Annotated in this window: 19 protein-coding genes; 11 read left to right on the top strand and 8 right to left on the bottom strand. The window is 58.6% G+C overall.

Translation table 11 applies throughout. The annotated features are described in order from the left end of the window. Positions 1-25 precede the first annotated feature (25 nt). From FBZ99_RS24270 to FBZ99_RS24285, 4 genes are all read right to left on the bottom strand, one after another. Positions 26-1,165, bottom strand: coding sequence for a glycosyltransferase (locus tag FBZ99_RS24270; protein WP_333783690.1), 1,140 nt, complete (start codon positions 1,163-1,165; stop codon positions 26-28). Between the two features lie 266 nt (positions 1,166-1,431). Next, the gene (locus FBZ99_RS24275; RefSeq protein ID WP_145635440.1) at positions 1,432-2,580 is read right to left on the bottom strand and encodes a glycosyltransferase; all 1,149 of its coding nucleotides are present in this window, start codon (positions 2,578-2,580) and stop codon (positions 1,432-1,434) included. Positions 2,581-2,755: 175 nt separating this feature from the next. Then, positions 2,756-4,144, bottom strand: a complete 1,389-nt coding sequence (locus FBZ99_RS24280) for an O-antigen ligase family protein (protein WP_145635442.1) — start codon at positions 4,142-4,144, stop codon at positions 2,756-2,758. A 133-nt stretch (positions 4,145-4,277) separates the two neighbouring features. Then, a complete protein-coding gene (locus FBZ99_RS24285; RefSeq protein WP_113352755.1) occupies positions 4,278-4,853 on the bottom strand; it encodes a sugar transferase in 576 nt (191 codons plus the stop codon). A 187-nt stretch (positions 4,854-5,040) separates the two neighbouring features. Here FBZ99_RS24285 and FBZ99_RS24290 point away from each other — a divergent pair, with 187 nt between their 5' ends. Further along, complete coding sequence (locus FBZ99_RS24290; RefSeq protein ID WP_113389760.1) at positions 5,041-5,979, top strand: UDP-glucose 4-epimerase family protein; 939 nt, start codon at positions 5,041-5,043, stop codon at positions 5,977-5,979. Positions 5,980-5,989: 10 nt separating this feature from the next. Here the strand turns inward: FBZ99_RS24290 and FBZ99_RS24295 are convergent, their stop codons facing one another. After that, positions 5,990-7,276 carry a nucleotide sugar dehydrogenase gene (locus tag FBZ99_RS24295; RefSeq protein WP_113352753.1) on the bottom strand — a complete coding sequence of 429 codons (1,287 nt, stop codon included), beginning with the start codon at positions 7,274-7,276 and terminating at the stop codon, positions 5,990-5,992. Positions 7,277-7,534: 258 nt separating this feature from the next. Here FBZ99_RS24295 and FBZ99_RS24300 point away from each other — a divergent pair, with 258 nt between their 5' ends. After that, complete coding sequence (locus FBZ99_RS24300) at positions 7,535-7,723, top strand: hypothetical protein (protein ID WP_113352752.1); 189 nt, start codon at positions 7,535-7,537, stop codon at positions 7,721-7,723. A 26-nt stretch (positions 7,724-7,749) separates the two neighbouring features. On the opposite strand, the gene FBZ99_RS24305 is transcribed toward FBZ99_RS24300, so the two are convergent. Both FBZ99_RS24305 and FBZ99_RS24310 read right to left on the bottom strand, forming a co-directional pair. Beyond that, positions 7,750-7,977: a conjugal transfer protein TraD gene (locus FBZ99_RS24305; protein ID WP_113389814.1), complete on the bottom strand. Its 228-nt coding sequence runs from the start codon at positions 7,975-7,977 to the stop codon at positions 7,750-7,752. 49 nt (positions 7,978-8,026) lie between these two features. Then, complete coding sequence (locus tag FBZ99_RS24310; RefSeq protein WP_145635444.1) at positions 8,027-8,251, bottom strand: TraC family protein; 225 nt, start codon at positions 8,249-8,251, stop codon at positions 8,027-8,029. 190 nt (positions 8,252-8,441) lie between these two features. On the opposite strand from FBZ99_RS24310, the gene traA reads away from it, so the two are divergent. The 4 genes from traA (at position 8,442) to FBZ99_RS24330 (ending at position 15,845) form a co-directional block, all read left to right on the top strand. After that, positions 8,442-12,326 carry a Ti-type conjugative transfer relaxase TraA gene (gene traA / locus FBZ99_RS24315; RefSeq protein ID WP_145635447.1) on the top strand — a complete coding sequence of 1,295 codons (3,885 nt, stop codon included), beginning with the start codon at positions 8,442-8,444 and terminating at the stop codon, positions 12,324-12,326. A gap of 154 nt (positions 12,327-12,480) precedes the next feature. Further along, positions 12,481-13,164, top strand: coding sequence for a YoaK family protein (locus FBZ99_RS24320; RefSeq protein WP_113331396.1), 684 nt, complete (start codon positions 12,481-12,483; stop codon positions 13,162-13,164). Between the two features lie 151 nt (positions 13,165-13,315). Further along, positions 13,316-14,299 (top strand): UDP-glucose 4-epimerase GalE, encoded by a 984-nt coding sequence (gene galE, locus FBZ99_RS24325; RefSeq protein ID WP_069611643.1) that lies wholly within the window; start codon positions 13,316-13,318, stop codon positions 14,297-14,299. Further along, positions 14,277-15,845 (top strand): alkaline phosphatase family protein, encoded by a 1,569-nt coding sequence (locus FBZ99_RS24330; protein ID WP_145635449.1) that lies wholly within the window; start codon positions 14,277-14,279, stop codon positions 15,843-15,845. The genes galE and FBZ99_RS24330 overlap by 23 nt, the downstream gene beginning before the upstream one ends. Before the next feature lie 6 nt (positions 15,846-15,851). On the opposite strand, the gene FBZ99_RS24335 is transcribed toward FBZ99_RS24330, so the two are convergent. Then, positions 15,852-16,358: a DUF1993 domain-containing protein gene (locus FBZ99_RS24335; RefSeq protein WP_145635452.1), complete on the bottom strand. Its 507-nt coding sequence runs from the start codon at positions 16,356-16,358 to the stop codon at positions 15,852-15,854. A gap of 374 nt (positions 16,359-16,732) precedes the next feature. Between FBZ99_RS24335 and FBZ99_RS24340 the strand changes: the two genes are divergently transcribed. The 5 genes from FBZ99_RS24340 (at position 16,733) to FBZ99_RS24360 (ending at position 23,266) form a co-directional block, all read left to right on the top strand. Next, entirely contained in the window at positions 16,733-17,659 is a 927-nt protein-coding gene (locus tag FBZ99_RS24340; RefSeq protein ID WP_113396414.1) for a sugar ABC transporter substrate-binding protein, read from the top strand. A 73-nt stretch (positions 17,660-17,732) separates the two neighbouring features. Next, complete coding sequence (locus FBZ99_RS24345) at positions 17,733-19,274, top strand: sugar ABC transporter ATP-binding protein (RefSeq protein ID WP_145635454.1); 1,542 nt, start codon at positions 17,733-17,735, stop codon at positions 19,272-19,274. A 32-nt stretch (positions 19,275-19,306) separates the two neighbouring features. Then, complete coding sequence (locus FBZ99_RS24350; RefSeq protein ID WP_095433172.1) at positions 19,307-20,332, top strand: ABC transporter permease; 1,026 nt, start codon at positions 19,307-19,309, stop codon at positions 20,330-20,332. Between the two features lie 186 nt (positions 20,333-20,518). Continuing rightward, positions 20,519-21,577 carry a dipeptidase gene (locus tag FBZ99_RS24355; protein ID WP_145635456.1) on the top strand — a complete coding sequence of 353 codons (1,059 nt, stop codon included), beginning with the start codon at positions 20,519-20,521 and terminating at the stop codon, positions 21,575-21,577. 48 nt (positions 21,578-21,625) lie between these two features. After that, positions 21,626-23,266 carry an ABC transporter substrate-binding protein gene (locus FBZ99_RS24360; RefSeq protein WP_113352744.1) on the top strand — a complete coding sequence of 547 codons (1,641 nt, stop codon included), beginning with the start codon at positions 21,626-21,628 and terminating at the stop codon, positions 23,264-23,266. Positions 23,267-23,271: the final 5 nt, after the last annotated feature.

The following is a 23,271-nucleotide window of genomic DNA, read 5'->3' on the forward strand; positions in this document are numbered from 1 at the left end:
CTGACCTCGCGTCTCGGCAAATGCGCTAGTTAGTCGCGTTGCGGCGCAGCGACACATAGAGTTCTTCATAATGCCGCGTGCAGTCCTCTATATCAAATTGGGCAAGAACATGTTCCCTCGCTCGGCTGCCCATGGCCGCGCGCTCCGCCTCCGGCATGCCGGAGGCTGCTTCCATTGCTTTCGCTAGTTGGTTTGCTTCGGCCGGCGGCACTACCCAACCACAGTTTGCTACGACGTTCGGACATTCGCCGACGTTGGTGACGATCGCCGGTAATTTACATGCCATCGCTTCGCAAAGCGCAAGCGGAAGCGCCTCACCGAATGCCGATGACATAATAAATATGTCCAAAGCCGAGAGTACGGCGGGTATATCTCGCATCAGTCCGACCAGAGACACATGTGCTTCGATGTTCAGCTTGCGGATCAAAGCCACAAGCTGGACATTTTCAGCCGTCAAGCCGTCTCCGACGAGCACGAGGTGGAGGGCATTGTTTCCTCGTTGCGCTTGAGCGAACGCTTCCAGTAGGGTGGCGTGATCTTTTTGCGGATGCCAGCGTGCTACGTTACCGATGACGATTTTGCCATCAAGATTCCAGGCAGCGCGCAAACGCTGCCTGTCGCTGGCAGAGGATTGAAACCGCGCGGTATCGATTCCGTTGTTGATTATCACTGCACGCGACATGTCATAGCCAATGTGAGCATGATAAGCCTTTGACGATGGCGAGCAGTAGACTGTTTCTTGAGGCAGGGACCTAGAAAGCCACTGTCCAAGGGTAACCATCATACGCGTCGCTACTTTGGTGTACTGAGCCTCCAATTCAGTGGCATGGAGTGACCACAAGAGTGGCCGGCCGCGTGGCTTTAGAGCGCCGCCGATGAGATTAGCATGATACATCCACGTATGAATAACGTCGGCATCGCTTAGGACACGGCGTACAGCACTCAATCGATTGACTGCCGTTCTCATCGATGGAAGCCCCAGATTGGAGACCGGCACGTCTGCGTCCAGGAGTTGCTGCCCCAATGCACCGATCGACGTTAGGCTGACGACGTTATGCTTGAAGCGGCTGCGGTCGCTTTTTGCGATCAGCGTCTGCATCAGGCGTTCGGCCCCTCCGACGTTAAGACCGGTAATGACGTGTGCAACTCTTACGCGCTCGGAAATGGTTTATCGCCTTCGCCGTTCTATGACTTCTTGTAGGTATGTGAGGCGCCCATAAAGTATCGAGCCAGGTTTGCCAAGAGAATTTGCTTTCGCTGGCCTGGATTTCCCTTCAATGCCATGGCAAGTGACCAACAATTTCCTCTGCTCACACCGTTGCGGACGGTGTCAAAACAGATTTGCATCAGGTGGGATTGCTTTAAAATTTTTCCGTCTTGCATAGAAATGGGTGACGTGCCTTTGAGCGGTCTCATCAAAGGCATGCTTATTTATTCGCCCGGATTGCCCCGCCAGGCCGGTTGTACCATTGTTAGGTAAAGACGGCCGACTGCGGAGGCGACTTTCGCCGTCGTATACCCTTCCCGAACGCGTTCAGCCGCGCTCAAGCCCATCAAGCCTATCTGCTCCGGACGTGCGGCTAACTCAGCTATCGCGGCGGCGAAAGCAACTGAATCCGCAACCGGCAAAACATAGCCGTCTATCCCGTGGCGCACAAAATGTCGACAGCCAGGAATATTCGTTGTCAGAGACAGACGACCACATGCGGCTGATTCCAGCAATGTGCGCGGCAAGCCTTCTCCACCTCGAGATGGAAGGCAAGCGATGTGATGCTCGCGCCAAACACTCAAGATATCCGACGTTGCGCCACGCCAGGTTATGCCGGGCTCCATCGACCATTCACGGAGTTTTGCCTCAGTGATCGCTTTTGGATTAGCCAAATCCGGATTGCCAAATAAGGACAACTCCACATCCACGCCATTGGCGCGCGCGCGCTGAACGGCCTCTACCGCCGTGTCCACGCCCTTTGACCATAGCATCCGGGCGACAACTGCGATGCGAAGTGGTTTGACCTCGGGAAGCGGCTGGACCGGATAATCATCCGGATCGATGCCGGCTCCTCCAACTATTTCCACTGCGTCGTCGTGTGCATCAAGTCCCAAAACCGCTGGATCGTCGTCGTTTTCGAATAGAAACGTTGTTTCCGACGAACGTAACAACCTCATAATGAGCAAACGGATCGCAGCTCGAACGGTTTTACTGATGATATTCTGCCGCACACCAAGATAACCCCACCCCGTGATCGCAAATATGCGCTTTTTGATTCCCGATGCGGCAGCGGCCATTCCACCCAGCAGAATTGGTTTCAAAGAGATGCAATGCACAAGTGACGGGCGTTCCGTGTTCAAAATATGGATTAGCCGTCTAATCACCGCGAGTGCGGCCAAAGGGTTAAGGCTGCGGCGGTGAAGGTCGATGGTAATGACCCTCGCACCGGTCGCTTCGATTGCCGCGGCGTGGCGGCAAACCCGCGTCATAACGACCACTTCGAAACCGAGCGCCACCGCCTCTCGTGCCATGGGGAGGAAATGCGAGGCAAAAAACCAGTCCTCGGTAACTATGAAAGCTATCTTAGCCATTGTGACGATTCAAGAAAATCAGACGCCCGCCATTTGCGCAACTCAAGTTTTGGTGCATCGTTTCGGGTGAGATCGTGGTCGGTCTTATCTTCTTGGTGGCTCAATGAGACCTCCGGGGCCTTAATGTTTAGCTCTCAATGATATATGTGATTGCTTAGATGGCGGCTGCCGCGGCTCACGGCGCAGGCTTCGCTGCCTCCAAGTACTCCCCCTTCAGCCGCATGTGACACCAGCAGGCGAAGGCGGAGCTTGCGAAGGCGAGGCTTTCGCCGATCGCCAGGCGATTGTTGGAGTTGCTGAGCAGGGTTAGCGAGAAGAAGAAGAGGCAGGCGATATAGGCGTGCCATGCGGCGCGCGGAATAATGCCGGCCTTGCGGGCGCGCCAGACGGCGCGGATGAAGATGGCGAGCATGAAGCCCATGATTGCCGCACCGAACAGGCCGTAGCGCACTAGGATTTCCAGATAGCCGTTGTGCAGCAGCGTGTACTGGACATGCGAGTAGCGCGTCTCGGCCCAGCGTTCGAGCCACCGGTTACCCCAGCCAAAGATCGGTGCCGAGGAAAAGACTTCCCAGCTGTTCGACCAGAGCTGCAGGCGTTCGTCCATCGACACCGGTGTATTGCTGGAGCTGATGGCGTTTGAAACCACGCCGCCCATCTCATGCCCATTAGCCACATTTTCGACCATGGAAATGGCTGCCGACAAAGTCGGACCAGCCGTCTTGTCGAGATTGTGCCTGACGCCATAGATACCGGCGATCAACAGGGCTGCGACAGCGATGATGATGACGACGCCGCTCTTCAGGCGCAAATAGGTGAGCGTAACTAGCGCCAGGACAGGCAGTGTTATGCCGAGTGCCAGCCAGACGCCTTTCGATTTAGCGCCGTAGATGGCGATGAAACAGAGCGCGACGATGAAGGGCGAAGCGATATAGGCGAAGCGGGCGATCCGGCGGTCAATGGATTTGTCCGTTAGGTAATGCAACAGCCAGAACAGGGTGAAGATCACGATCATGCCGCAGGCAACGGCGCCGTGGATCTGGTTGTTCATGATCAACGGCCGGATGGTTTCGCCGGCAAAGACCTCGCGCAGATGCTGAGTGGCGACCAGCATGATGAGGACCACGGCGAAATAGGCCGCGACGATCTTTTCCATCAGCTCTTCGTAGAGCAGGAAGGCGACGCCCATGATGGGGAAGAAGAAGGGGAAGGCATAGAGCCAATCCGAAGCGCCGATATCGTGCTGCGGCGTCAGCCAGAAGGTGATGAAGAAACGCGCCATGACATAGAAGGCCCAGCCCATGCAGAGCCAGCCGATCCAATCGGTGCGCGGCCGTATCGGCGCCTTCATATAGTAGTAGAGGGCGATCAGAGAGAGGAGCGCGGTGGCATACCGGTAGGCGTCGCTCTCGACGACGGTCGGCGAAGCGACAAGCAGCCAGAGAATGCCGCCGATGATGGCGAGCGGCTTCGTCATGTTGCTTCCTGCCTTCGTGACGCCGATCGGTTCGGCTGCAAGATCAGCATGCGGTTTGTTGATGCGCGAGTCGTCCAATGTCGTCATCCGCCTTTGTCCAGAATCGGTTCACCATCCGGCATTCCTCGCCCCGTTACGGGCCGTATGGTCGCAAAGGGGCAGGAATACGGCAATTTTCCCGCGCCGTTGTGTCACTGATGCCGATTTCGCTGATTGTTTGTCAATGAGCAACTCCGTCGCGCCGGACCACTTTCAATACCGTCAGGAAAATGATCTTCAGATCGAAAAGAAAGGAGCGTCGGTGCAGATAGTCCTCGTCCAGCGCCACCTTCTCGGGGATCGGCAGCTCGTCGCGGCCGTTGACCTGCGCCCAACCGGTCAAGCCCGGTAGCAAAGCGTCGACGCCACGTTCCGTGCGCAGTGCGACGAGATCGTGCTGGTTGAATAGCGCCGGGCGCGGGCCGACGATGCTCATCTCGCCTCTCAGGATGCACCAAAGCTGCGGCAACTCGTCGAGGCTCGACTTGCGCAGGAAGGAGCCGATCGGCGTCAGATAGATCTTGGGGTCCTTCAACAGATGGGTCGCAACCGCCGGCGTATCCGTACGCATGCTTCGAAATTTCGGCATGCGGAAGATCTTATTTTTCCGGCCGACCCGATCCGACCAATAGAGGATCGGACCAGGTGAGGTCAGACGCACTGCAAGTGCGACGATCAGGATCGGGATGAAAAAAACGATGGTCGCGGCTAGAGCGGCGAGAAAATCGAAAAGGCGCTTGGCGATCGTATAAAACATCGTCTCTTGTCGTTGCATCACCCTCTGTTCTGAGGGTGATCAAGGTCGTCAGTGTTCCGTCCATCTCATATCGCGATTTCAAGCACAACCAGTCCCGGCAAGATTCCCCGCCCTTGTTCTAAGCAGACATCCCGTGCAAAGCATGTCCCAATTAATCATGGTGCGGAAAAGTGGAGGCAGCTGGCGGATGATCCTGGTGACGGGTGCGACGGGTTTTGTCGGACAAGCTCTGTGCACGGAGCTTTCCCGCCGGCGAATGGAGTATCGGCCGGTCAGCCGCAACTTCCGCCCAGGCTTCGTCGCCATCGGGACGATGGATCGCGATACGGATTGGACCGATGCGCTTGCCGGCGTCGATGTCGTCATGCATCTGGCGGCCCGCGTCCATGTCATGAACGAGAGCGCCGCCGATCCCTTGGCTGCGTTCCGAGCCGTCAATGTCGATGCGACCGTCAACCTGGCGCGACAAGCCGCGGCCGCGAGCGTAAAACGCTTCGTCTTCCTGAGCTCGATCAAGGTCAATGGCGAGGAGACGGCGGAGGGGGAGCCTTTCAAGGCTTCCGATATACCGAATCCGGAAGATGCCTACGGCCGCTCGAAACTGGAGGCGGAGGAGGCCTTGCTCGCGATATCAGCGGAAACGGGCATGGAGGTCGTCATCATCCGGCCGCCGCTCGTCTATGGTCCCGGCGTTAAGGCGAATTTCGCAAGCTTGATGAGGTGGGCTGCGCGGCCGTTTCCCTGGCCGTTTGGGGCGGTTCGAAACCGCAGGTCGCTCGTTTATATCGGCAATCTCGTCGATTTCATGCTGCTCTGCGCCAGCCACTCTGCCGTCAGTAATCGTGTATTCCTGGTCAGCGATGGCGAAGATCTTTCGATTGGCCAGCTGATCTCCAAACTATCTCTGGCTGCAGGGCGCAAGGCTTGGATACTACCGCTGCCGCCTGCGCTGCTTGAGGGACTTGCCGCAATTCTGGGACGTCGAGCCGCCGCGCGGCGATTGCTTAGCTCGCTTCAGGTCGATATTGGCGAGACGCGGGCGCTCACCGGCTGGTCGCCGCCTTACTCCGTCGAAGAAGGGTTGGCGGCAACGGTCGCCGGCGGGGATAAAGGCGCGCTGAGCTAGCGTTTCAGCCTTACAGACTCCAGACTGAGTGACCTTCCAGCAGAGGATTACTCCGATCGAGAGCTGCCTTCACGTCGACGACGACGCCGTTCTCGCTCAAGAGATCGAGGATAGTGGCTGCACCTTCCGCCAGATAGGATTTATGGGGAACGGCAAGCACGACGGCATCAAGCTTGCCGAAATCCTTCAGCTCCATCAGGCGAATGCCGTATTCCTCCTCGGCTTCCGCATGGCTCGCCATCGGATCGTGCACCAGCGGCTCCAGGCCGAACTGATGCAGTTCGCTTATAATGTCGGGAACGCGGCTGTTGCGCAGGTCAGGCACATTTTCCTTGAAGGTCAGACCGAATATGCCGATGCGCGCGCCATTGATCGGCTTTTTCGCCGCAACCAGCATCTTGATGAGCTTCTGGGCAATGAAGGCGCCCATTCCGTCATTAATGCGGCGGCCGGAGAGGATGACTTCGGGATGATAGCCGAGCTCTTCTGCCTTGGCAGTCAGATAATAGGGGTCGACGCCGATGCAGTGGCCGCCGACCAGGCCGGGAGTAAAGGGCAGGAAGTTCCATTTCGTCCGTGCCGCCTTTAAAACATCGGCGGTGCGGATATCCATTTTCTCGAAAATGATCGAAAGCTCGTTCATCAGTGCGATGTTGACGTCGCGCTGGGTGTTTTCGATCACCTTGGCGGCCTCGGCCACCTTAATACTCGGGGCGCGATGAATGCCCGCCTCGACCACGGCACCATAGATGGCGGCGATCTTTTCCAAGGTTTCCGCATCATCGCCGGCGACGACCTTCACGATGCGCTCAAAGGTGTGTTCCTTGTCGCCAGGGTTGATTCGTTCCGGCGAATAGCCGACATGGAAATCCTCGCCCTGGCGCAGCCCGGAAACTTCCGCCAGCACCGGGCCGCAGACCTCTTCGGTAACGCCGGGATAGACGGTCGATTCATAGACAACGATCGAACCCTTGCGCAGGACTTTGCCGACGGTGCGCGAGGCGGAAATCATGGGCCGCAGGTCGGGCTGGCGGTTCCGATCGATCGGCGTCGGCACGGCAACGATGAAGATATCGCGATCCTTGAGATCCTCGATCTCGCTGCTGATGTGCAGTCCGCTCGACCGAAGCCGTTCAGAAGAAATCTCCCGGGTATCGTCCTTGCCCGCCTGCAGCGCAGTGACGCGAGAGGCTTTGATGTCGAAGCCGACCACATCATGGAATTTTTCGGCAAGCGCAATCGCGACAGGTAGGCCAACATAACCGAGGCCAATGACGGCAATTTTTTCGTTCAACACAACATACCTCGAACACTCCGCCTGAATTAGCCCGAATTTGAAGCTGATGTCAGCGCCTAATATTTGCCCTCGGGATCATTTCAGCCGCAGTCGCATGAATGTGATGACCGGTCGGTCACTTTGAAACAAGTGTGAAACGGCGGCATTGCGGCATTTCGTGACAAGAGTTTCAGGTGGGTGATGGGACGTCTATCGAAACTTTCTGATTTCGAACCTATTTATTGGGAGTGACTTCATTTCTTTGAAAGCGTATTCGCAATGCGAAACAGCTATCTCAAACATCTGCGCACACAGCGCGAGCAGCTTGAAGCCAAGCTTGAGCTGCACATTGCCCGCTATTGTTTTGGCGAAGGCGAGGTGGACGACGGTACCGAGGCGGAGCTCCGTCAACGCATCGCGGAAATCTCCGACGAGATTGCCGCTCTCGAGGCCGAACGCGCGGAGTAAGATTTGCGCGCCACCTCACTTTATCGTCATGCTAGGTCCTTGCTTTCCGAATTCGTCATGCGTGCATCGGCGCGGAACGCTTCCATACCAATCTTGTGTAGATGACGGTATTGCGCGGTATCTTGCGGGATCCGGCTCGCCTCGATCAGAGCGCCGAGCAAGAATGCGCGATCGGCTTTCCTCAAGCCAGCCTTGATGATCAATCCGCCGAAGATCATCCTTTCGCGCGTTTCGCGCTTGCGATCTTTTATCATGTCGCGCTCCTGCCTGCGTTCGAGAAGCATAATCCGCTGATCTAGCCTCTTAAGTGGATGCGCCCGTTTTCCTTTTTTCGCCGTCGCGAAATCGCTCTGTGATTTCGGCGAGAACCTCATTGAGCTCGGCGTCGGAAATGTCCAGTTCCGCGAGACCGGCCCTCCGTGCCGCGCTAGCGAAACGTTCATTGGCCCTGGCGACCATGTTCTTGCGCTTCTCTCTGAGCAGCTCGATCTGCCTGTCGATCTCGGAAGTCGTGGTTCTTGAACGCATGCCCGTCCTTTCTTTCATCGGGATCAATTCTGATAGCATCTTTTATACTGCATTAAACGCTGTAGTCAAATCGGCTGAAATAGTATAGGAAAGTGGAATTCATCCTAAAAAATCGGCCTCTTAGAGGCCTTTTTGCCAGGTCTCTCGATATCTATGCGCTACCGATGTGCCAGAAAAGATAGAGTCAAATATGGCTATTATGTTTTTGAGAGCGAAAATAATCAGCCGTGGAGCGGGGCAAAATATTATCTCGGCTGCCGCATATCGTCATCGTACCAAGATGAAGGATGAGCAGGTAGGGACTAAGTTCCGCTACTCCGCGAGGGCGGACGAACTCATCCATGAGGAACTCGCTCTGCCTGATGATACACCGGCATGGTTGCGAACTTTAATCGACGGACGATCGGTTGCCGGCGCCAGCGAAGCGCTCTGGAATGCCGTCGATTGCTTCGAGACCCGGTGTGATGCGCGGTTAGCCCGCGAGATTATCCTTGCGCTTCCAAACGAGCTCGGCAGGACTGAGAATATCGCGCTGGTGCGCGATTTCGTTCGCGAGAATCTTTTGTTGCGCGGAATGGTTGCAGACTGGGTCTATCACGACAAGAAGGGCAATCCGCACGTCCACGTCATGACCACGCTGCGTCCACTGACCGCGGAAGGGTTTGGGCCGAAGCACGTCGCTATCGTCGACGACACGGGCGAGCCGCTGCGCCTCAAAAGCCCCGATAGGCCGAAAGGAGCAATCATTTACCGTCCGTGGGCAGGCAACAAGGAAACGATGGAGGAGTGGAAGCTTGCCTGGGCTCAAACGGTAACGCGCCATCTGGCACTTGCCGGTCACGATATTCGCATAGACGGCCGCTCCTATGAGGAGCAGGGATTGCGAGGAATGGGGCAGCGTCATCTCGGTCCTGCCCGCACGACGCTTCTACGCAAGGGTGCCAATGTCTATTTCGCCCCGGCGGCGTTGGCGCGGCGTTACGAGACGGCGGATCGCCTTGCTGCCGACCCCGGTCTACTGCTTAGGCAACTCAGCAATGAGCGCTCGACTTTTGGTGAAGCCGAGATCGCCCGTGCCCTGCACCGCCACGTTGATGATCCAATCGTCTTTGCCAATATCCGCGCGAAACTGATGGCGTCGGACGATTTGGTAATGCTGCGGCCGCAGCAGGTGAGTGCGGAAACTGGTGGGGTCGAGCTGCCGGCGGTCTTCACGACGCGCGCGACGATCAGAACCGAATTCCACATGGCGCGGTCGGCATTCAATCTCTCGAACATGGGTGGTTTCGCGGTATCGTCATCCCAAGTTGATGCCGCCATAGGTGAGATTGAGGCGGCTCCCGACAGGGTCATCCGCCTTGACGCTGAGCAGCTCGATGCGGTTCGGCATATCACGGCCGATAGCGGCATTGCCGCGGTCGTCGGGATTGCGGGCGCTGGCAAATCGACATTGCTGAGTGTGGCACGTCTCGCCTGGGAACGAGACGGCAGGCGCGTCCTCGGAGCAGCGCTCGCCGGCAAGGCGGCGGAGGCATTGACTGGCAGTTCCGGGATTCGTTCGCGTACGATTGCCGCTTGGGAGCTTGCCTGGAAAAACGATCATGACCTACTTCAGAAGGGCGACGTCTTGGTCCTAGACGAAGCTGGCATGGTATCGTCGCAACAGATGGCACGTCTCCTCAAACGCGTCGAGGATGCCGGCGCGAAAGCGGTTCTTGTCGGCGACGCGATGCAACTTCAGCCGATCCAGGCGGGGGCTGCCTTCCGTGCCGTCGTCGAGCGCATCGGCTTTGCCGAATTGGTCGGCGTTCGCCGCCAGAGACACGAATGGGCGCGAGAGGCGTCTCGTCTATTTGCCCGTGGAAATGTCGAGGAAGCCTTGAGTGCCTATAGCGCCCATGGCCATCTCCTTGAAAGTGACACGCGCAATGATGCGGTTCAACGCATCGTCTCCGACTGGGTCAGCGCCCGCCTTGATGCCATTGCCAAGGTGGAGGCCGAAGGTCGTAAATTGCGTGGCGACGAGTTGATGGTTCTCGCCCACCCTAACAGCGATGTGAGACGCCTCAACGACGCGATCCGTGCGGTCATGTTGCAACAGGATGCGCTTGGGGAAGGCAGGTCGTTTCGTACAGAGCGCGGCATACGTGAGTTTAGTAAGGGAGACCGGATCATCTTCCTCGAAAATGCACGTTTCGTCGAACCGAAAGCCCCTCACTTAACTGTTCAGCACGTCAAGAACGGCATGTTTGGAACGGTCATATCGACAGCGGGTCGAGGCGGGCTACCATTCCTTTTCGTTCGGTTGGACAGTGGTCGCGATGTCATGTTCTCCGAAGACACTTATCGCAATGTCGACCATGGCTATGCCGCAACGATTCACAAGACCCAAGGATCGACCTTCGACCGCACTTTCGTGCTGGCAACCGGCATGATGGACCGGCACCTGACATATGTTGCCATGACGCGTCACCGCGAGCGTGTCGATCTTTATGCGGCAGGGGAAGATTTTCAGCCAAGGTTCGAACGGGCCAAGACGGCGCGCGTCGAGCATGCGGCTGGCATTACCGGCGAGCTTGTTGAAATCGGACTTGCGAAGTTTCACAAGCAGGACGACTCCGGTCCTTCTCCTTATGTTGACGTCAGAACGAACGATGGAACCACGCATCGCCTTTGGGGCGTCAATCTGCCCAAGGCGCTTGAGGAGGCCGGCGTCGGGGTCGGGGATACTGTGACCATGCGCAAGGAGGGGACTGAAAAAGTTACCGTTAAAGCGCCTGTTGTTGATGAGGAAACGGGTGCGAGGCACTTTGAGGATCGTGTTGTCGAACGCAATATTTGGACGGCCTATCCCATTGGCAAGCCCGAGGCTCGGACGGAGCAACCTGCCGCAGACAATCACCGACCAACGTTCTTTGCGCAACTGATTGAACGGCTGTCGCGCCCCGGCGAAAAGACCACAACGCTCGATTTCCAAAATGAGCCGTCTTATCAATCCGTGGCTTTCGATTTCGCAAAGCGGCGCGGCATCGACATCATCGCGGACCATAGTCACGCAGTCACCGCACGGGTTGAGCGTCTATCCAATTGGCTCATTGCCCAGGGTGATCATGTGGCGCGGCTCTGGCAACGGCCGAACGTGCCCTTCGGGGTCGCAGTCGAAACTTCAGGGCGAAATGCTGCTATTCACGCAACACACGACAAAGACGCCTTGCTCGTTCCAACGGCGGATGCTTCCGATCTATTACCCGCGGTGAACTCCCTAACCCGATCGTTTGCAGAAGAGGCGCGTCTCGCCCAACTCGCATCGCCTGCGATGTTGCCGGCGGTCACGAAATTCAATGTAAGCCTCGATGAGGAGGCTCGAACACGCGTAATCGAGACTGAGCATTACAAACAGGCGAGAGCAGCACTCACCGCGACGGGGTCCGTGATCTGGCGCGATCCCGCAGCCGCCGTGGCGATGATCGAAGATCTGGTGCAAAAGCAGATCGACCCTGAGCGTATTGCGCGTGCCGTCACCACAGAGCCAACTGCCTATGGCCCTTTGCGCGGTAGCGGCAGAATGATGGATAGGCTGCTTGCTGGTGGTCGCGAGCGTAGGGAAGCTCTGCGGGCGGTTGAACCAGTTGGTGCTAATGTACGCTCTCTGGGGCGAGTTTACTTGAGCGCTTTTGAGGACGAAAAAGCGGCGGTCATGATAGAGCGGGAACGGATGGCAATACCTATTCCGGCGTTGACGAGAACCGCTCAGACAGCGCTGCGACACATTTCGTCCGAGACGGAGAAGAAGCCGCGCGAACTGGCACGATTGGTCCGGTCGTTGTCGGCAGATGTCCGTCAGGAATTTTCTCTCGTTAGCAAGGCACTTGATGCTCGCTTCGGACCCGGTGTCATTTTGCGCAATGAAGCTGATGCTGCCAAGATGGTCTCAAAGTCTCAGCAGACGGACTTCAAGGCCATCCTGGGCCAATTGCGCATGGTCCAACGTGTCGTCGCTATAGATAGGGCAGAAGAGATTATCGCCGAGCGCCAACTTCGAACGATCAACCATGCCCGTGGCGTTGATCGCTGAGAGCATCCGGAGATTTTAGAGGGAACGATAGGCTTATATCCGGACCGACCGGCGCCGCACGGCGATGCTTCGCTTCTCCAGCGCGCAAACGTCTCGACATCGGAGGTCATTCGGCGCGATAAGGTCGGAGACGATCGAAGCGAGCGAGAAAGCAATGAAGCCGAGCCTGCCCACCCTTCTGAGCATCAATGGCGGCTATGTCGATACCGCGGGGTTTCTTGCCCTGCATGGCCTGTTCACGGCGCATGTCACGGGCAATTTCGTCACGCTCGGTGCTTCCCTGGCGCTTGGAACGTCGGGCGCGCTGGCCAAGCTTCTGGCGTTGCCGGTTTTCTGCGTCGTCGTCATTCTCGCCCGTCTCCTTGGCGGCGATCTCTCGCGGCGCAATCTGCCGACGCTGCAGATCATCCTCTCGCTGAAATTGCTGCTATTAGCGTTCGCGGCGATCCTCGCTTTGCGCTTCGGTCCGTTTGGCGATGGAGACGGCTGGCAGCCGCTTCTGACGGGCATGACCCTTGTCGCGGCCATGGCCATCCAGACGACGGCGCATCGCATTCACCTCGGCTCGACACCACCGACGACCATGATGACGGGCACGACGACGCAGATCATGATCGACATCGCCGATCTGCTCCATGGTGCCAAGCCAGAAGAAAAGGCGGCGATGCAGGCGCGGCTTCGCCGCATGGGAGCGGCCGTCGGCGGCTTTGCCTTCGGCTGCGCGCTGGCGGCGGCGCTTTTCCTGATCGTCGGCATGGCTTGTTTCCTGCTGCCGCCGGTTCTGGCGCTGGCGGGAATTCTCATGCATAGCGGTAAGGCGGAGGTGAAGCCGGCTTAGCTTTTTCGCCTACGTCCATTCTTGAGACTACCAATCTTGCTCCTTTCTCCCGCCTTGCAAGTCGGCTACAGCTCTCTAAGTGTACGCGTCGGATCGAACCGGTCCGCCGCGTTCGAGGCGGCAAATCCTTGTGAGTTAAGAAGGGATGGTCATGGCAGGAGAAACGGTGCTTGTGGTCGGCGGAGCCGGATATATCGGTTCGCACACTTGTCTGGATCTGGCGAATAAGGGGTTCAAACCCGTCGTCTACGACAATTTCTCCAATGGGCATCGCGAATTCGTCAAATGGGGTCCGGCCGAGGAAGGCGATATCCGCGATCGGGCGCGCCTCGACGAGGTGCTGGCCAAGCACAAGCCTGCCGCTATCCTGCATTTCGCCGCACTGATCGAGGTCGGCGAGTCGGTCAAGGATCCCGTCGCCTTCTACGAAAACAATGTCATCGGCACGCTGACGCTGCTGTCCGCAGCGCAGGCGGCCGGTGTGAAGGCTTTCGTCTTCTCCTCGACCTGCGCAACATACGGTCTGCCGCAGAGCGTGCCGCTGGACGAGAGCCACCAGCAGGTGCCGATCAATCCTTATGGCCGCACGAAATATATCGTCGAGCAGGCGCTGGCGGATTATGACCAATACAAGGGGCTGCGCTCCGTGGTTCTGCGCTATTTCAATGCTGCCGGCGCCGATTTCGAGGGGCGCATCGGCGAATGGCATACGCCGGAAACCCATGCGATCCCGCTCGCCATCGATGCCGCCCTTGGTCGCCGTCAGGGCTTCAAGGTCTTCGGCAGCGACTATGACACGCGCGACGGCACCTGCGTGCGCGATTACATCCATGTGTTAGACCTCGCAGACGCTCATGTGCGAGCCGTGCAATATTTGCTTGATGGCGGCGATTCCGTCGCGCTCAACCTCGGCACCGGCACCGGTACGACGGTGAAGGAATTGCTCGGAACGATCGAGACCGTGTCGAACCGGCCGTTTCCGGTCGAGTATGTCGGCCGCCGCGAGGGCGATTCGACGACGCTTGTCGCGAATAACGACAAGGCTCGCGATATTCTTGGCTGGTCGCCGCAATATGACCTGACCGAGATCATTCAATCCGCCTGGAATTGGCATGCCAAATCCAACCAGCACTAAACGGCGTTCTGTCGCTGGTGTTGAGGGCAAACGCCCGAATGTCCTGCTGATTTCAGCCGACCAGTGGCGGGGAGATTGCCTCTCCGCCGTCGGGCATCAATGCGTGAAGACGCCGAATGTCGATGCGCTCGCGCGGGAAGGCGTGCTCTTCCGGCGGCACTATGCCGGAACGGCCCCCTGTTCGCCGGCGCGCGCGACGCTCTATACCGGTCTTTACCAGATGAACCATCGTGTTTGCCGCAATGGTTCGCCGCTGGATGGCCGTTTTGACAATGTCGCGCTCGCGGCGCGGCGGGCCGGCTATGACCCGACGCTGTTCGGCTATACCGACACGGCACCCGATCCGCGCAGCCGCGATCCCCACGATCCGCATCTGACGACCTATGAGGGCGTACTGCCCGGCTTCACGCCGCGGCAGCTTTTGCCCGAGCACGAGAAACAATGGCTTTCCTGGCTGCGGTCGCGCGGCCATGCCGATGCCGTCAGCCGGGATATCCATATTCCCGTCGGCGCCGGAGCCGGCGAGATTTCCAGCAATGCACCCGCCTACTCCAAGGAGGAGACGCAGACGACCTTTCTGGCGGGCGAATTCATCCGCTGGCTCGGCGAACAGGATCAGCCCTGGTTCGCGCATGTTTCCTTCCTAAGGCCGCATCCGCCTTTCTCGGTGCCGGAGCCTTATAACCGTATGTTTTCGGCCGCCGACGGCCCGGCCTTTGCGCGCGCCGCCGATCGCGAGACGGAAATGGCAGCGCATCCGCTGCTCGCCTTTGGTCTACCGCTGATCGGCAAGAGCGGCTTCATCTATGGCGGCAAAGGCTCCATCAGCGACTGGACGTCACAAGACTTTGCGGCGATCCGCGCGATCTATTACGGCATGATTGCCGAGGTCGACGCGCAGCTCGGCCGGATCTGGCAGGCATTGAAGGATGCCGGCGCCTGGGACGATACCATCATCGTCTTCACATCAGATCATGCCGAGATGATGGGCGACCACTGGATGCTCGGCAAGGGCGGTTTCTTCGACGGCAGCTATCATGTGCCGCTCGTTATTCGCGATCCCGGCCAGCTTGCCACGCACGGCCGGCAGGTGGAGCATTTCACCAGTGCTGCGGATATTTTCCCGAGCCTGTGCGACCGGCTTGGCATCGCCCCGGCAAATCATGTCGATGGCGAAAGCCTGCTGCCGTTCCTTTCCGGTTCCGAGCCGGAAAACTGGCGCGACGCGGCTTTCTGGGAGTTCGATTTCCGCGATATTGCCGAGGGTGTCCCCGAGCAGCATTTCGGCTTGCGGTCCAATGCCTGCAATCTGGCGGTCGTTCGCGACGAGCGCTTCAAATATGTCCATTGCGCCGGGCTGCCGCCGCTGCTCTTCGATTTGGCGAAGGATCCGGCCGAGCTGTCCAATGTCGCCGAAGACGGCGCCTATATGGCGATCAGGCTCGCCTATGCCGAAAAGCTGCTTTCCCTTCGCGCGGAGCATCTCGACCAGACGCTCGCCTATACGGAACTGACGGAAAAAGGGCCGGTCTCGCTCCGGCCCTGAATCATCTTAGCCGAGTGCGCCGAGATAATTCATCTTGCCCACCGCCAGGCCGCGGCTGCGCAGGATGTCGTGCGTAGTGGTGACGTGGAAGAAGAAGTTCGGCAGCGCGAATTTCGCCAGGTAATCTTCGCCCTTGAAGGTGATCTTGTTGCCTCCCGGCGTGATCGTCACTTCCCGCGTTTCGCTGCCTTCCATGGTGGCCGGCGTGATCGTCGCCAAAAAATCCTGCGTCTTCTTCAGACGCTCCCGCAAGTCCGCGACGGTCGTCTCGTTATCTTCGAAACGCGGCGCATCGATCCCGGCGAGACGGGAAATGGTGAGCTTCGCCGTATCCGAGGCGCGCTGGTACTGGCCGGAGAGCGGCAGCATGTCGTCGATCAGGCGCGCGGAAACGAGTTCCTCCGCCGCAATGCCTTTCTCCGTCGCATAGGCTTCGATCTTGTCGAGATAGGCCGAAAGGTTTTGCAGGCCGCGTTGAAAGATGGGGACTGAGAAACTGTACATCGAGGGCATGCGTTTTCTCCATTGCGGGCCGCGGCGCGGCTGGTGGGTTTGCCGACATTCTATTCCGTTTCCATCTCGATGGAATAATCGTTCTACGGTATCGGCGCTCATATGTAGGGTTAGACCGCCTATTCTTGCACCAGCGGACACGAGAAAACGCGTCGTCGTGAGGTCCCGTTTCGGGGACTAGAATTTGCTGTTGACCTTTCCCTTGAAAAATGGAATGAATATTCCGGATAGAGAATTTTACGGTTTGTTTGTTCCGTTTTTCGATGTGGTCGCCATGGGAGTGGCGGCTGAATTGACTAGAGGCCCCGCAGTCGAAACTGGGGGCTCCGGCATTTAGGAGGGGTGTGGCCGGGCACCTTATCTGGGAGGAAAACATGAAGAAATTTATCCTTGGCTCCGCGATGGCTCTTCTGCTGTCGACCGCTGCCCACGCCCAAACCATCGGCGTTTCGATGGCGCTCTTCGACGACAACTTCCTGACCGTTCTGCGCAACGGCATGCAGGACTACGCCAAGGACAAGGGCGTGACCCTGCAGGTCGAAGACGCCCAGAACGACATCGCCAAGCAGCAGAGCCAGATCCAAAACTTCATCGCCAGTAAGGTCGATGCCATCATCGTGAACCCGGTCGATACCGACGCGACGGCTGCGATTTCCAAGCTCGCCGCCGACGCAAAGATCCCGCTCGTCTACGTCAACCGCGAGCCGGCAAACGTCGACAGCCTTCCGGACAAACAGGCTTTCGTCGCCTCGAACGAGCAGGAATCCGGTACGCTGGAAGCCAAGGAAGTCTGCCGGCTGCTGGGCGGGAAGGGTAAGGCCGTCATCATGATGGGCGAGCTTTCCAACCAGGCTGCCCGCATGCGCACCAAGGACGTCCATGATGTCGTGGCGACCGACGAGTGCAAGGGCATTAAGATCGTTCAGGAGCAGACCGCCAACTGGCAGCGCACCCAGGGTGCCGACCTGATGACCAACTGGCTCTCCAGCGGCATCGAATTCGATGCCGTCATCTCCAACAATGATGAAATGGCGATCGGCGCTATCCAGGCACTAAAAGCTTCCGGCAAGTCGCTGGACAAGATCGTCGTTGCGGGCGTCGACGCCACGCAGGACGCGCTTGCCGCCATGCAGGCTGGCGACCTGAAGGTCACCGTGTTCCAGGATGCCGCCGGCCAGGGCAAGGGTGCAGTCGATGCCGCACTCAAGCTTGCCAAGGGCGATAAGGTCGAGAAGAAGGTCTATATCCCCTTCCAGCTCGTCACGCCGGCTAACGTCAAGGACTTCGTCAAGAAGAACTGAGGACGAGAGTGATCGACGGATACGGGCTTAAAAAGCCCGTATCCTTTGAAATCCGATCTGCCCGGAGGGAAAAATGGTTGTGAGCCCATCCACCATGGCGGCGGTGCGCGCCAGCGGCGTTGTCCCCAATGCCGCCTATCTGTTGAGCGCCGAAGGCATCCGCAAGGAATTTCCCGGCGTGCTCGCCCTCGATGAGGTTTCCTTCCGCCTGAAGCGTGGAACGGTGCATGCGCTGATGGGCGAAAACGGCGCGGGCAAGTCGACGCTGATGAAGATCCTTGCCGGCATCTATATCCCCGATCAGGGCGAGGTACGCCTCAAGGGCGTCGAAATCCGGCTGAAGTCACCGCTTGACGCACTGGAAAACGGCATCGCGATGATTCATCAGGAATTGAACCTGATGCCATTCATGACGGTTTCGGAGAATATATGGATCCGCCGCGAGCCCAAGAACCGTTTTGGCCTCGTCGATCATGCGGAGATGAGCCGCAAGACCGAGGAGCTCTTCCAGCGCCTCAATATTTCCATCGATCCTGAAATCCAGGTGCGCGAGCTTTCTGTCGCAAGCCGCCAGATGGTCGAAATCGCCAAGGCGGTCTCCTATAATTCCGACGTGCTGATCATGGATGAGCCGACCTCGGCGCTCACCGAGCGCGAGGTGGCGCATCTATTCCAGATTATCCGCGACCTGCGCGCCCAGGGCATCGGCATCGTCTACATCACCCACAAGATGAACGAGCTGTTCGAGATCGCCGACGAGTTTTCGGTGTTCCGCGACGGCAAATATATCGGCACGCATGCCTCCACCGATGTGACGCGCGACGACATCATCCGCATGATGGTCGGCCGCGAGATCACGCAGATGTTCCCGAAGGAGGAAGTGCCAATCGGCGAGACCGTGCTGTCGGTCAAGGATTTGAGCCTCGACGGCGTCTTCTCTAATGTGTCCTTCGATGTGAGGGCCGGCGAGATCCTCGGGGTGGCCGGGCTTGTCGGATCGGGTCGGTCGAATGTTGCCGAGACCATCTTCGGCGTGACGCCTGCTACGTCCGGCACGATCGAGCTTTTTGGCAAGAAGGCCGAGATTTCCTCGCCGGCGGCGGCAATCCGCCACGGCATGGCCTTCCTGACCGAGGACCGCAAGGATACGGGCTGTCTTCTCATCTTGAGCGTACTCGAGAACATGCAGGTGGCCGTGCTGCACGACAAGTTCGTGCGCGGCGGCTTCGTGCAGGAGGGCGCGATTGAAGAGGCCTGCGAGGAGATGGCACGCAAGCTGCGCGTCAAGACGCCGAACCTCGACGAGCGCATCGAAAATCTATCGGGCGGCAATCAGCAAAAGGCCCTGATCGGCCGGTGGATGCTCACCAATCCCCGCATTCTGATCCTGGACGAGCCGACGCGTGGCATCGATGTCGGCGCCAAGGCCGAGATCCATCGTCTCGTTACCGAGATGGCGCGCAACGGCGTCGCCGTCATCATGATCTCGTCGGAAATGCCCGAGGTGCTTGGCATGAGCGACCGCATCATGGTCATGCATGAAGGACGGGTCACGGGATTCCTGGATCGTGCGGACGCAACTCAAGTGAAGGTGATGGAGCTGGCCGCGCAGTGACGCCGCCAATCATCGCAAGGGAGGATTGAACCATGGTTAGCAAAGTTGCAGAGGCGACCGCCCCGGCGGTCACACGGCCAAGACGTCGCCGCGTGCCGCCCGAACTCGGCATCTTCCTGGTGCTGATCGGCATCGCGCTCCTGTGCGAGATCCTCGGCTGGATCTTCGTCGGCCAGAGCTTCCTGATGAACCTGCAGCGCCTGAAGATCATGATCCTGCAGGTCTCGGTCATCGGCATCATCTCGGTCGGCGTGACGCAGGTCATCATCACAGGCGGTATCGACCTCTCGTCCGGCTCCGTCGTCGGCCTGACGGCCATGGTCGCCGCAAGCTTTGCCCAGTCATCGACATGGGCAAGGGCCGTCTATCCCGCACTGACCGACATGCCCTTCTTCGTGCCGATCGGCATCGGCCTGCTGATCGGCCTGCTTGCCGGCTACATCAACGGTCAGCTGATCACGAAAACGAAGATCCCGCCCTTCATCGCGACGCTCGGCATGATGGTTTCGGCCCGCGGCCTGTCGAAGCTTTATACCAAGGGCCAGCCGATCTCAGGCCTGACCGACCAGTTCAATTTCATCGGGTCGGGAATTTGGCCGGTCGTCGTCTTCCTCATCATCGCGGTCCTCTTCCATGTCGTGCTGCGCTACACGCGCTATGGCAAGTTCACCTATGCGATCGGCGCCAATGTGCAGGCCGCGCGCGTATCGGGCATCAATGTCGAGGCGCATCTGGTCAAGGTCTATGCGATTGCCGGGCTTCTGGCCGGCCTTGCCGGCATCATCACGGCCGCCCGCGTGCAGACGGCGCAGGCCGGCATGGGTGTGAACTACGAGCTGGACGCGATCGCGGCGGCCGTCATCGGCGGTACGTCACTGACCGGCGGCGTCGGTCGCATCGCCGGCACGGTTATCGGCACCGTTATCCTCGGTGTCATGATCTCCGGCTTCACCTTCCTCAATGTCGATGCCTATTACCAGGAAATCGCCAAGGGCTTCATCATCGTCGCGGCTGTTGCCATCGACGTCTACCGCCAGAAGAAGCGGGCCAAGCGCTGAAATGCCCGACACATCGTCAGCGTTCTAACATGCTCTCAAGGCGGGGTTTTTACCCCGCCTTTTCCATTTGACGATGCCATTCCATGCAAATGCAAATTTTTTTCATTTGGGTATGGCGAATCCTGTCAGCTTTTCTATTCTGGCCGCTTTCATTCGCTCACTCGAGCGCTTCATCCGGGATAGACAATGCAAGCCGTATTCGATGGTCATAACGACGTTCTCCTGAGGCTCTGGCATCACGCGCGCGACGGCGCCGACCCGATCGCCGAATTCCGGGACGGGACGTCGAGCGGTCACATCGATGCTCCGCGGGCCAAGGCCGGCGGTTTGGCCGGGGGGCTGTGCGCCATCTATATTCCCTCGGGCGATCTCGTTTTCGCCGATCCTGATAGCAATGGCCATTATGCCACGCCTTTGGCGGCTCCGCTGGAGCGCGCGCCCTCTCTCGACATCGCGCTGGACATGGCCGCGATCGCGCTGAGACTCGACCGCGCCGGCGCCTGGAAGCTCTGCCGGTCCACGGCCGACATCCGCGACTGCATGGAGAAAGGCATTTTCGCTGCTGTTATGCACATGGAAGGCTGCGAGGCGATCGATGCCGATCTCGTCGCGCTCGAAACCTTCTATGCCGCCGGTCTGCGCTCGCTCGGCCCCGTCTGGAGCCGCAACAATGTCTTCGCCCATGGCGTGCCTTTCGCCTATCCGAGTTCGCCGGATACCGGACCTGGCCTCACCGAGGCTGGTTTCGCGCTGGTGCGCGCCTGCAACCAGCTCGGCATCCTCGTCGATCTCGCCCATATAACCGAAAAGGGTTTCTGGGATGTGGCGAACACATCGGACCAGCCGCTGGTTGCAAGCCACTCCAATGCGCATGCGCTGACGCCGGTCGCGCGCAACCTCACCGACAAGCAGCTCGACGCCATCAAGGAGAGCCGCGGCATCGTCGGCCTCAACTATGCGACCGCGATGCTGCGCGACGACGCGCGCTCGGATGCCGACACGCCGATCGAGGCGATGGTTCGGCATGTCGATCATCTCGTCGGGCGTCTCGGCATCGATTGCGTCGGCCTCGGATCGGACTTCGACGGTGCGACGATTCCGGCTGAAATTGCTGATGCGGCAGGCAACCAGAAGCTGATTGAAGCCCTTCGCAACGCTGGTTATGGTGAGGCCGATCTTGTAAAGCTGTGCAGGGAGAACTGGCTTCGGGTCCTGGCGTCCGCCTGGAAGGAAGGTAGCCGGTGAAGTGCGTGCCGATATTGCGTAAAGTTTGTTAAGAGGGGAATGAAAACAATGATGATGACCAAGATGAATCGCGGTTTGCGCGCACTGTCTGCCGGCGCGGCTCTCTCGCTTCTGCTGATGGCGGCGCCGAATGCATATGCCGCCACGCCCAAGGACACGCTGGTCGAGGGTTTTGCTTTCGACGATATTCTCAGCATGGATCCGGCCGAAGCCTATGAGCTGTCGGCTGCCGAAATCACCGGCAACACCTATAGCCTGCTCGTCCGTCTCGACATTAACGATACGTCCAAGATCAAGGGTGACCTTGCAGAGAGCTGGTCGGTCTCCGACGATCACCTGACCTATACGTTCAAGCTGAAGCCCGGCCTGAAGTTTGCGTCCGGCAATCCGATCACCGCCGAAGACGTTGCATGGTCCTTCGAGCGCGTCGTCAAGCTCAACAAGAGCCCGGCCTTCATTCTTACCCAATTCGGCCTGACCGGCGACAACGTAACAGAGAAGGCTAAGGCAACCGATGCGAACACCTTCACCTTCACCGTCGACAAGCCCTATGCGCCGAGCTTCGTGTTGAACTGCCTGACGGCGACCGTCGCCGAAGTGGTCGACAAGAAACTGGTCCTGCAGCATGTGAAGCCGGCAACACCGACCGCCGACTATAAGTACGACAACGACTTCGGCAACAGCTGGCTGAAGACCGGCTTTGCCGGTTCCGGACCGTTTAAGCTGCGTGAATGGCGCGCCAACGAGGCCGTCGTGCTGGAGCGCAACGACAACTATTATGGCGAAAAGACGAAGCTGAACCGCGTCATCTATCGCTTCATGAAGGAAAGCTCGGCACAGCGCCTGGCGCTGGAGAACGGCGATATCGATATCGCCCGCAACCTGTCGCCGACCGATCTCGAGGCCGTCGAGAAGAACCCGCAGCTTGCTTCGACCAGTGCGCCGAAGGGCACCATCTACTACATGAGCCTCAACCAGAAGAACGCCAATCTGGCCAAGCCAGAAGTGCAGCAGGCGTTCAAATATCTGGTCGATTACGATGCCATCGGCAAGACGCTGATCAAGGGCATCGGCGAGATCCACCAGACGTTCGAACCGAAGGGCATGCTCGGCTCGCTGGATGAGAATCCGTTCAAGCTCGACGTCGCCAAGGCCAAGGAATTGCTGGCCAAGGCAGGCCTGCCCAATGGCTTCTCGATCACCATGGACGTGCGCAGCATCGAGCCGGATACGGGTATCGCGACCGCCATCCAGCAGACGCTCGGCCAGGCCGGCATCAAGGTGGAAATCATCCCGGGCGACGGCAAGCAGAAGCTGACGAAATATCGTGCCCGTAATCACGATATCTACTTCGGCAACTGGGGCCCGGACTATTGGGATCCCCATTCCAATGCCGATACCTTCACCACCAACGACGACAATTCCGATACCAGCAGCAACAAGACGCTCGTGTGGCGCAACACCTGGACCGCTCCCGAACTGGAGAAGCAGGCCAAGGCGGCGCTCTTCGAGGGCGATGCTAGCAAGCGCGGCGCAATGTATCAGGACATCCAGAAGAAATTCCTGGAAGCAAGCCCCTTCATCATCCTCTATCAGCAGACGGAAGTCGCCGGCTATCGCAAGGACGTGAAGGACTTCAAGCTTGGTCCGAGCTTCGACAACAACTTCGTCTGGCCGATCTCCAAGTGATGATC

It is taken from the genome of Rhizobium sp. ERR 1071 (assembly GCF_007828675.1).
Taxonomy (GTDB): Bacteria; Pseudomonadota; Alphaproteobacteria; order Rhizobiales; family Rhizobiaceae; genus Rhizobium; species Rhizobium dioscoreae.

Excerpts from the sequence above, each read along its gene's own strand:
- FBZ99_RS24275 (WP_145635440.1), bottom strand. The coding sequence starts at position 2,580 with ATGGCTAAGATAGCTTTCATAGTTACCGAGGACTGGTTTTTTGCCTCG.
- FBZ99_RS24280 (WP_145635442.1), bottom strand. The coding sequence starts at position 4,144 with ATGACGACATTGGACGACTCGCGCATCAACAAACCGCATGCTGATCTT.
- FBZ99_RS24285 (WP_113352755.1), bottom strand. The coding sequence starts at position 4,853 with ATGTTTTATACGATCGCCAAGCGCCTTTTCGATTTTCTCGCCGCTCTA.
- FBZ99_RS24290 (WP_113389760.1), top strand. The coding sequence starts at position 5,041 with ATGATCCTGGTGACGGGTGCGACGGGTTTTGTCGGACAAGCTCTGTGC.
- FBZ99_RS24300 (WP_113352752.1), top strand. The coding sequence starts at position 7,535 with ATGCGAAACAGCTATCTCAAACATCTGCGCACACAGCGCGAGCAGCTT.
- FBZ99_RS24305 (WP_113389814.1), bottom strand. The coding sequence starts at position 7,977 with ATGATAAAAGATCGCAAGCGCGAAACGCGCGAAAGGATGATCTTCGGC.
- FBZ99_RS24310 (WP_145635444.1), bottom strand. The coding sequence starts at position 8,251 with ATGCGTTCAAGAACCACGACTTCCGAGATCGACAGGCAGATCGAGCTG.
- traA (WP_145635447.1), top strand. The coding sequence starts at position 8,442 with ATGGCTATTATGTTTTTGAGAGCGAAAATAATCAGCCGTGGAGCGGGG.
- FBZ99_RS24320 (WP_113331396.1), top strand. The coding sequence starts at position 12,481 with ATGAAGCCGAGCCTGCCCACCCTTCTGAGCATCAATGGCGGCTATGTC.
- galE (WP_069611643.1), top strand. The coding sequence starts at position 13,316 with ATGGCAGGAGAAACGGTGCTTGTGGTCGGCGGAGCCGGATATATCGGT.
- FBZ99_RS24330 (WP_145635449.1), top strand. The coding sequence starts at position 14,277 with ATGCCAAATCCAACCAGCACTAAACGGCGTTCTGTCGCTGGTGTTGAG.
- FBZ99_RS24335 (WP_145635452.1), bottom strand. The coding sequence starts at position 16,358 with ATGCCCTCGATGTACAGTTTCTCAGTCCCCATCTTTCAACGCGGCCTG.
- FBZ99_RS24340 (WP_113396414.1), top strand. The coding sequence starts at position 16,733 with ATGAAGAAATTTATCCTTGGCTCCGCGATGGCTCTTCTGCTGTCGACC.
- FBZ99_RS24345 (WP_145635454.1), top strand. The coding sequence starts at position 17,733 with ATGGTTGTGAGCCCATCCACCATGGCGGCGGTGCGCGCCAGCGGCGTT.
- FBZ99_RS24350 (WP_095433172.1), top strand. The coding sequence starts at position 19,307 with ATGGTTAGCAAAGTTGCAGAGGCGACCGCCCCGGCGGTCACACGGCCA.
- FBZ99_RS24355 (WP_145635456.1), top strand. The coding sequence starts at position 20,519 with ATGCAAGCCGTATTCGATGGTCATAACGACGTTCTCCTGAGGCTCTGG.
- FBZ99_RS24360 (WP_113352744.1), top strand. The coding sequence starts at position 21,626 with ATGATGATGACCAAGATGAATCGCGGTTTGCGCGCACTGTCTGCCGGC.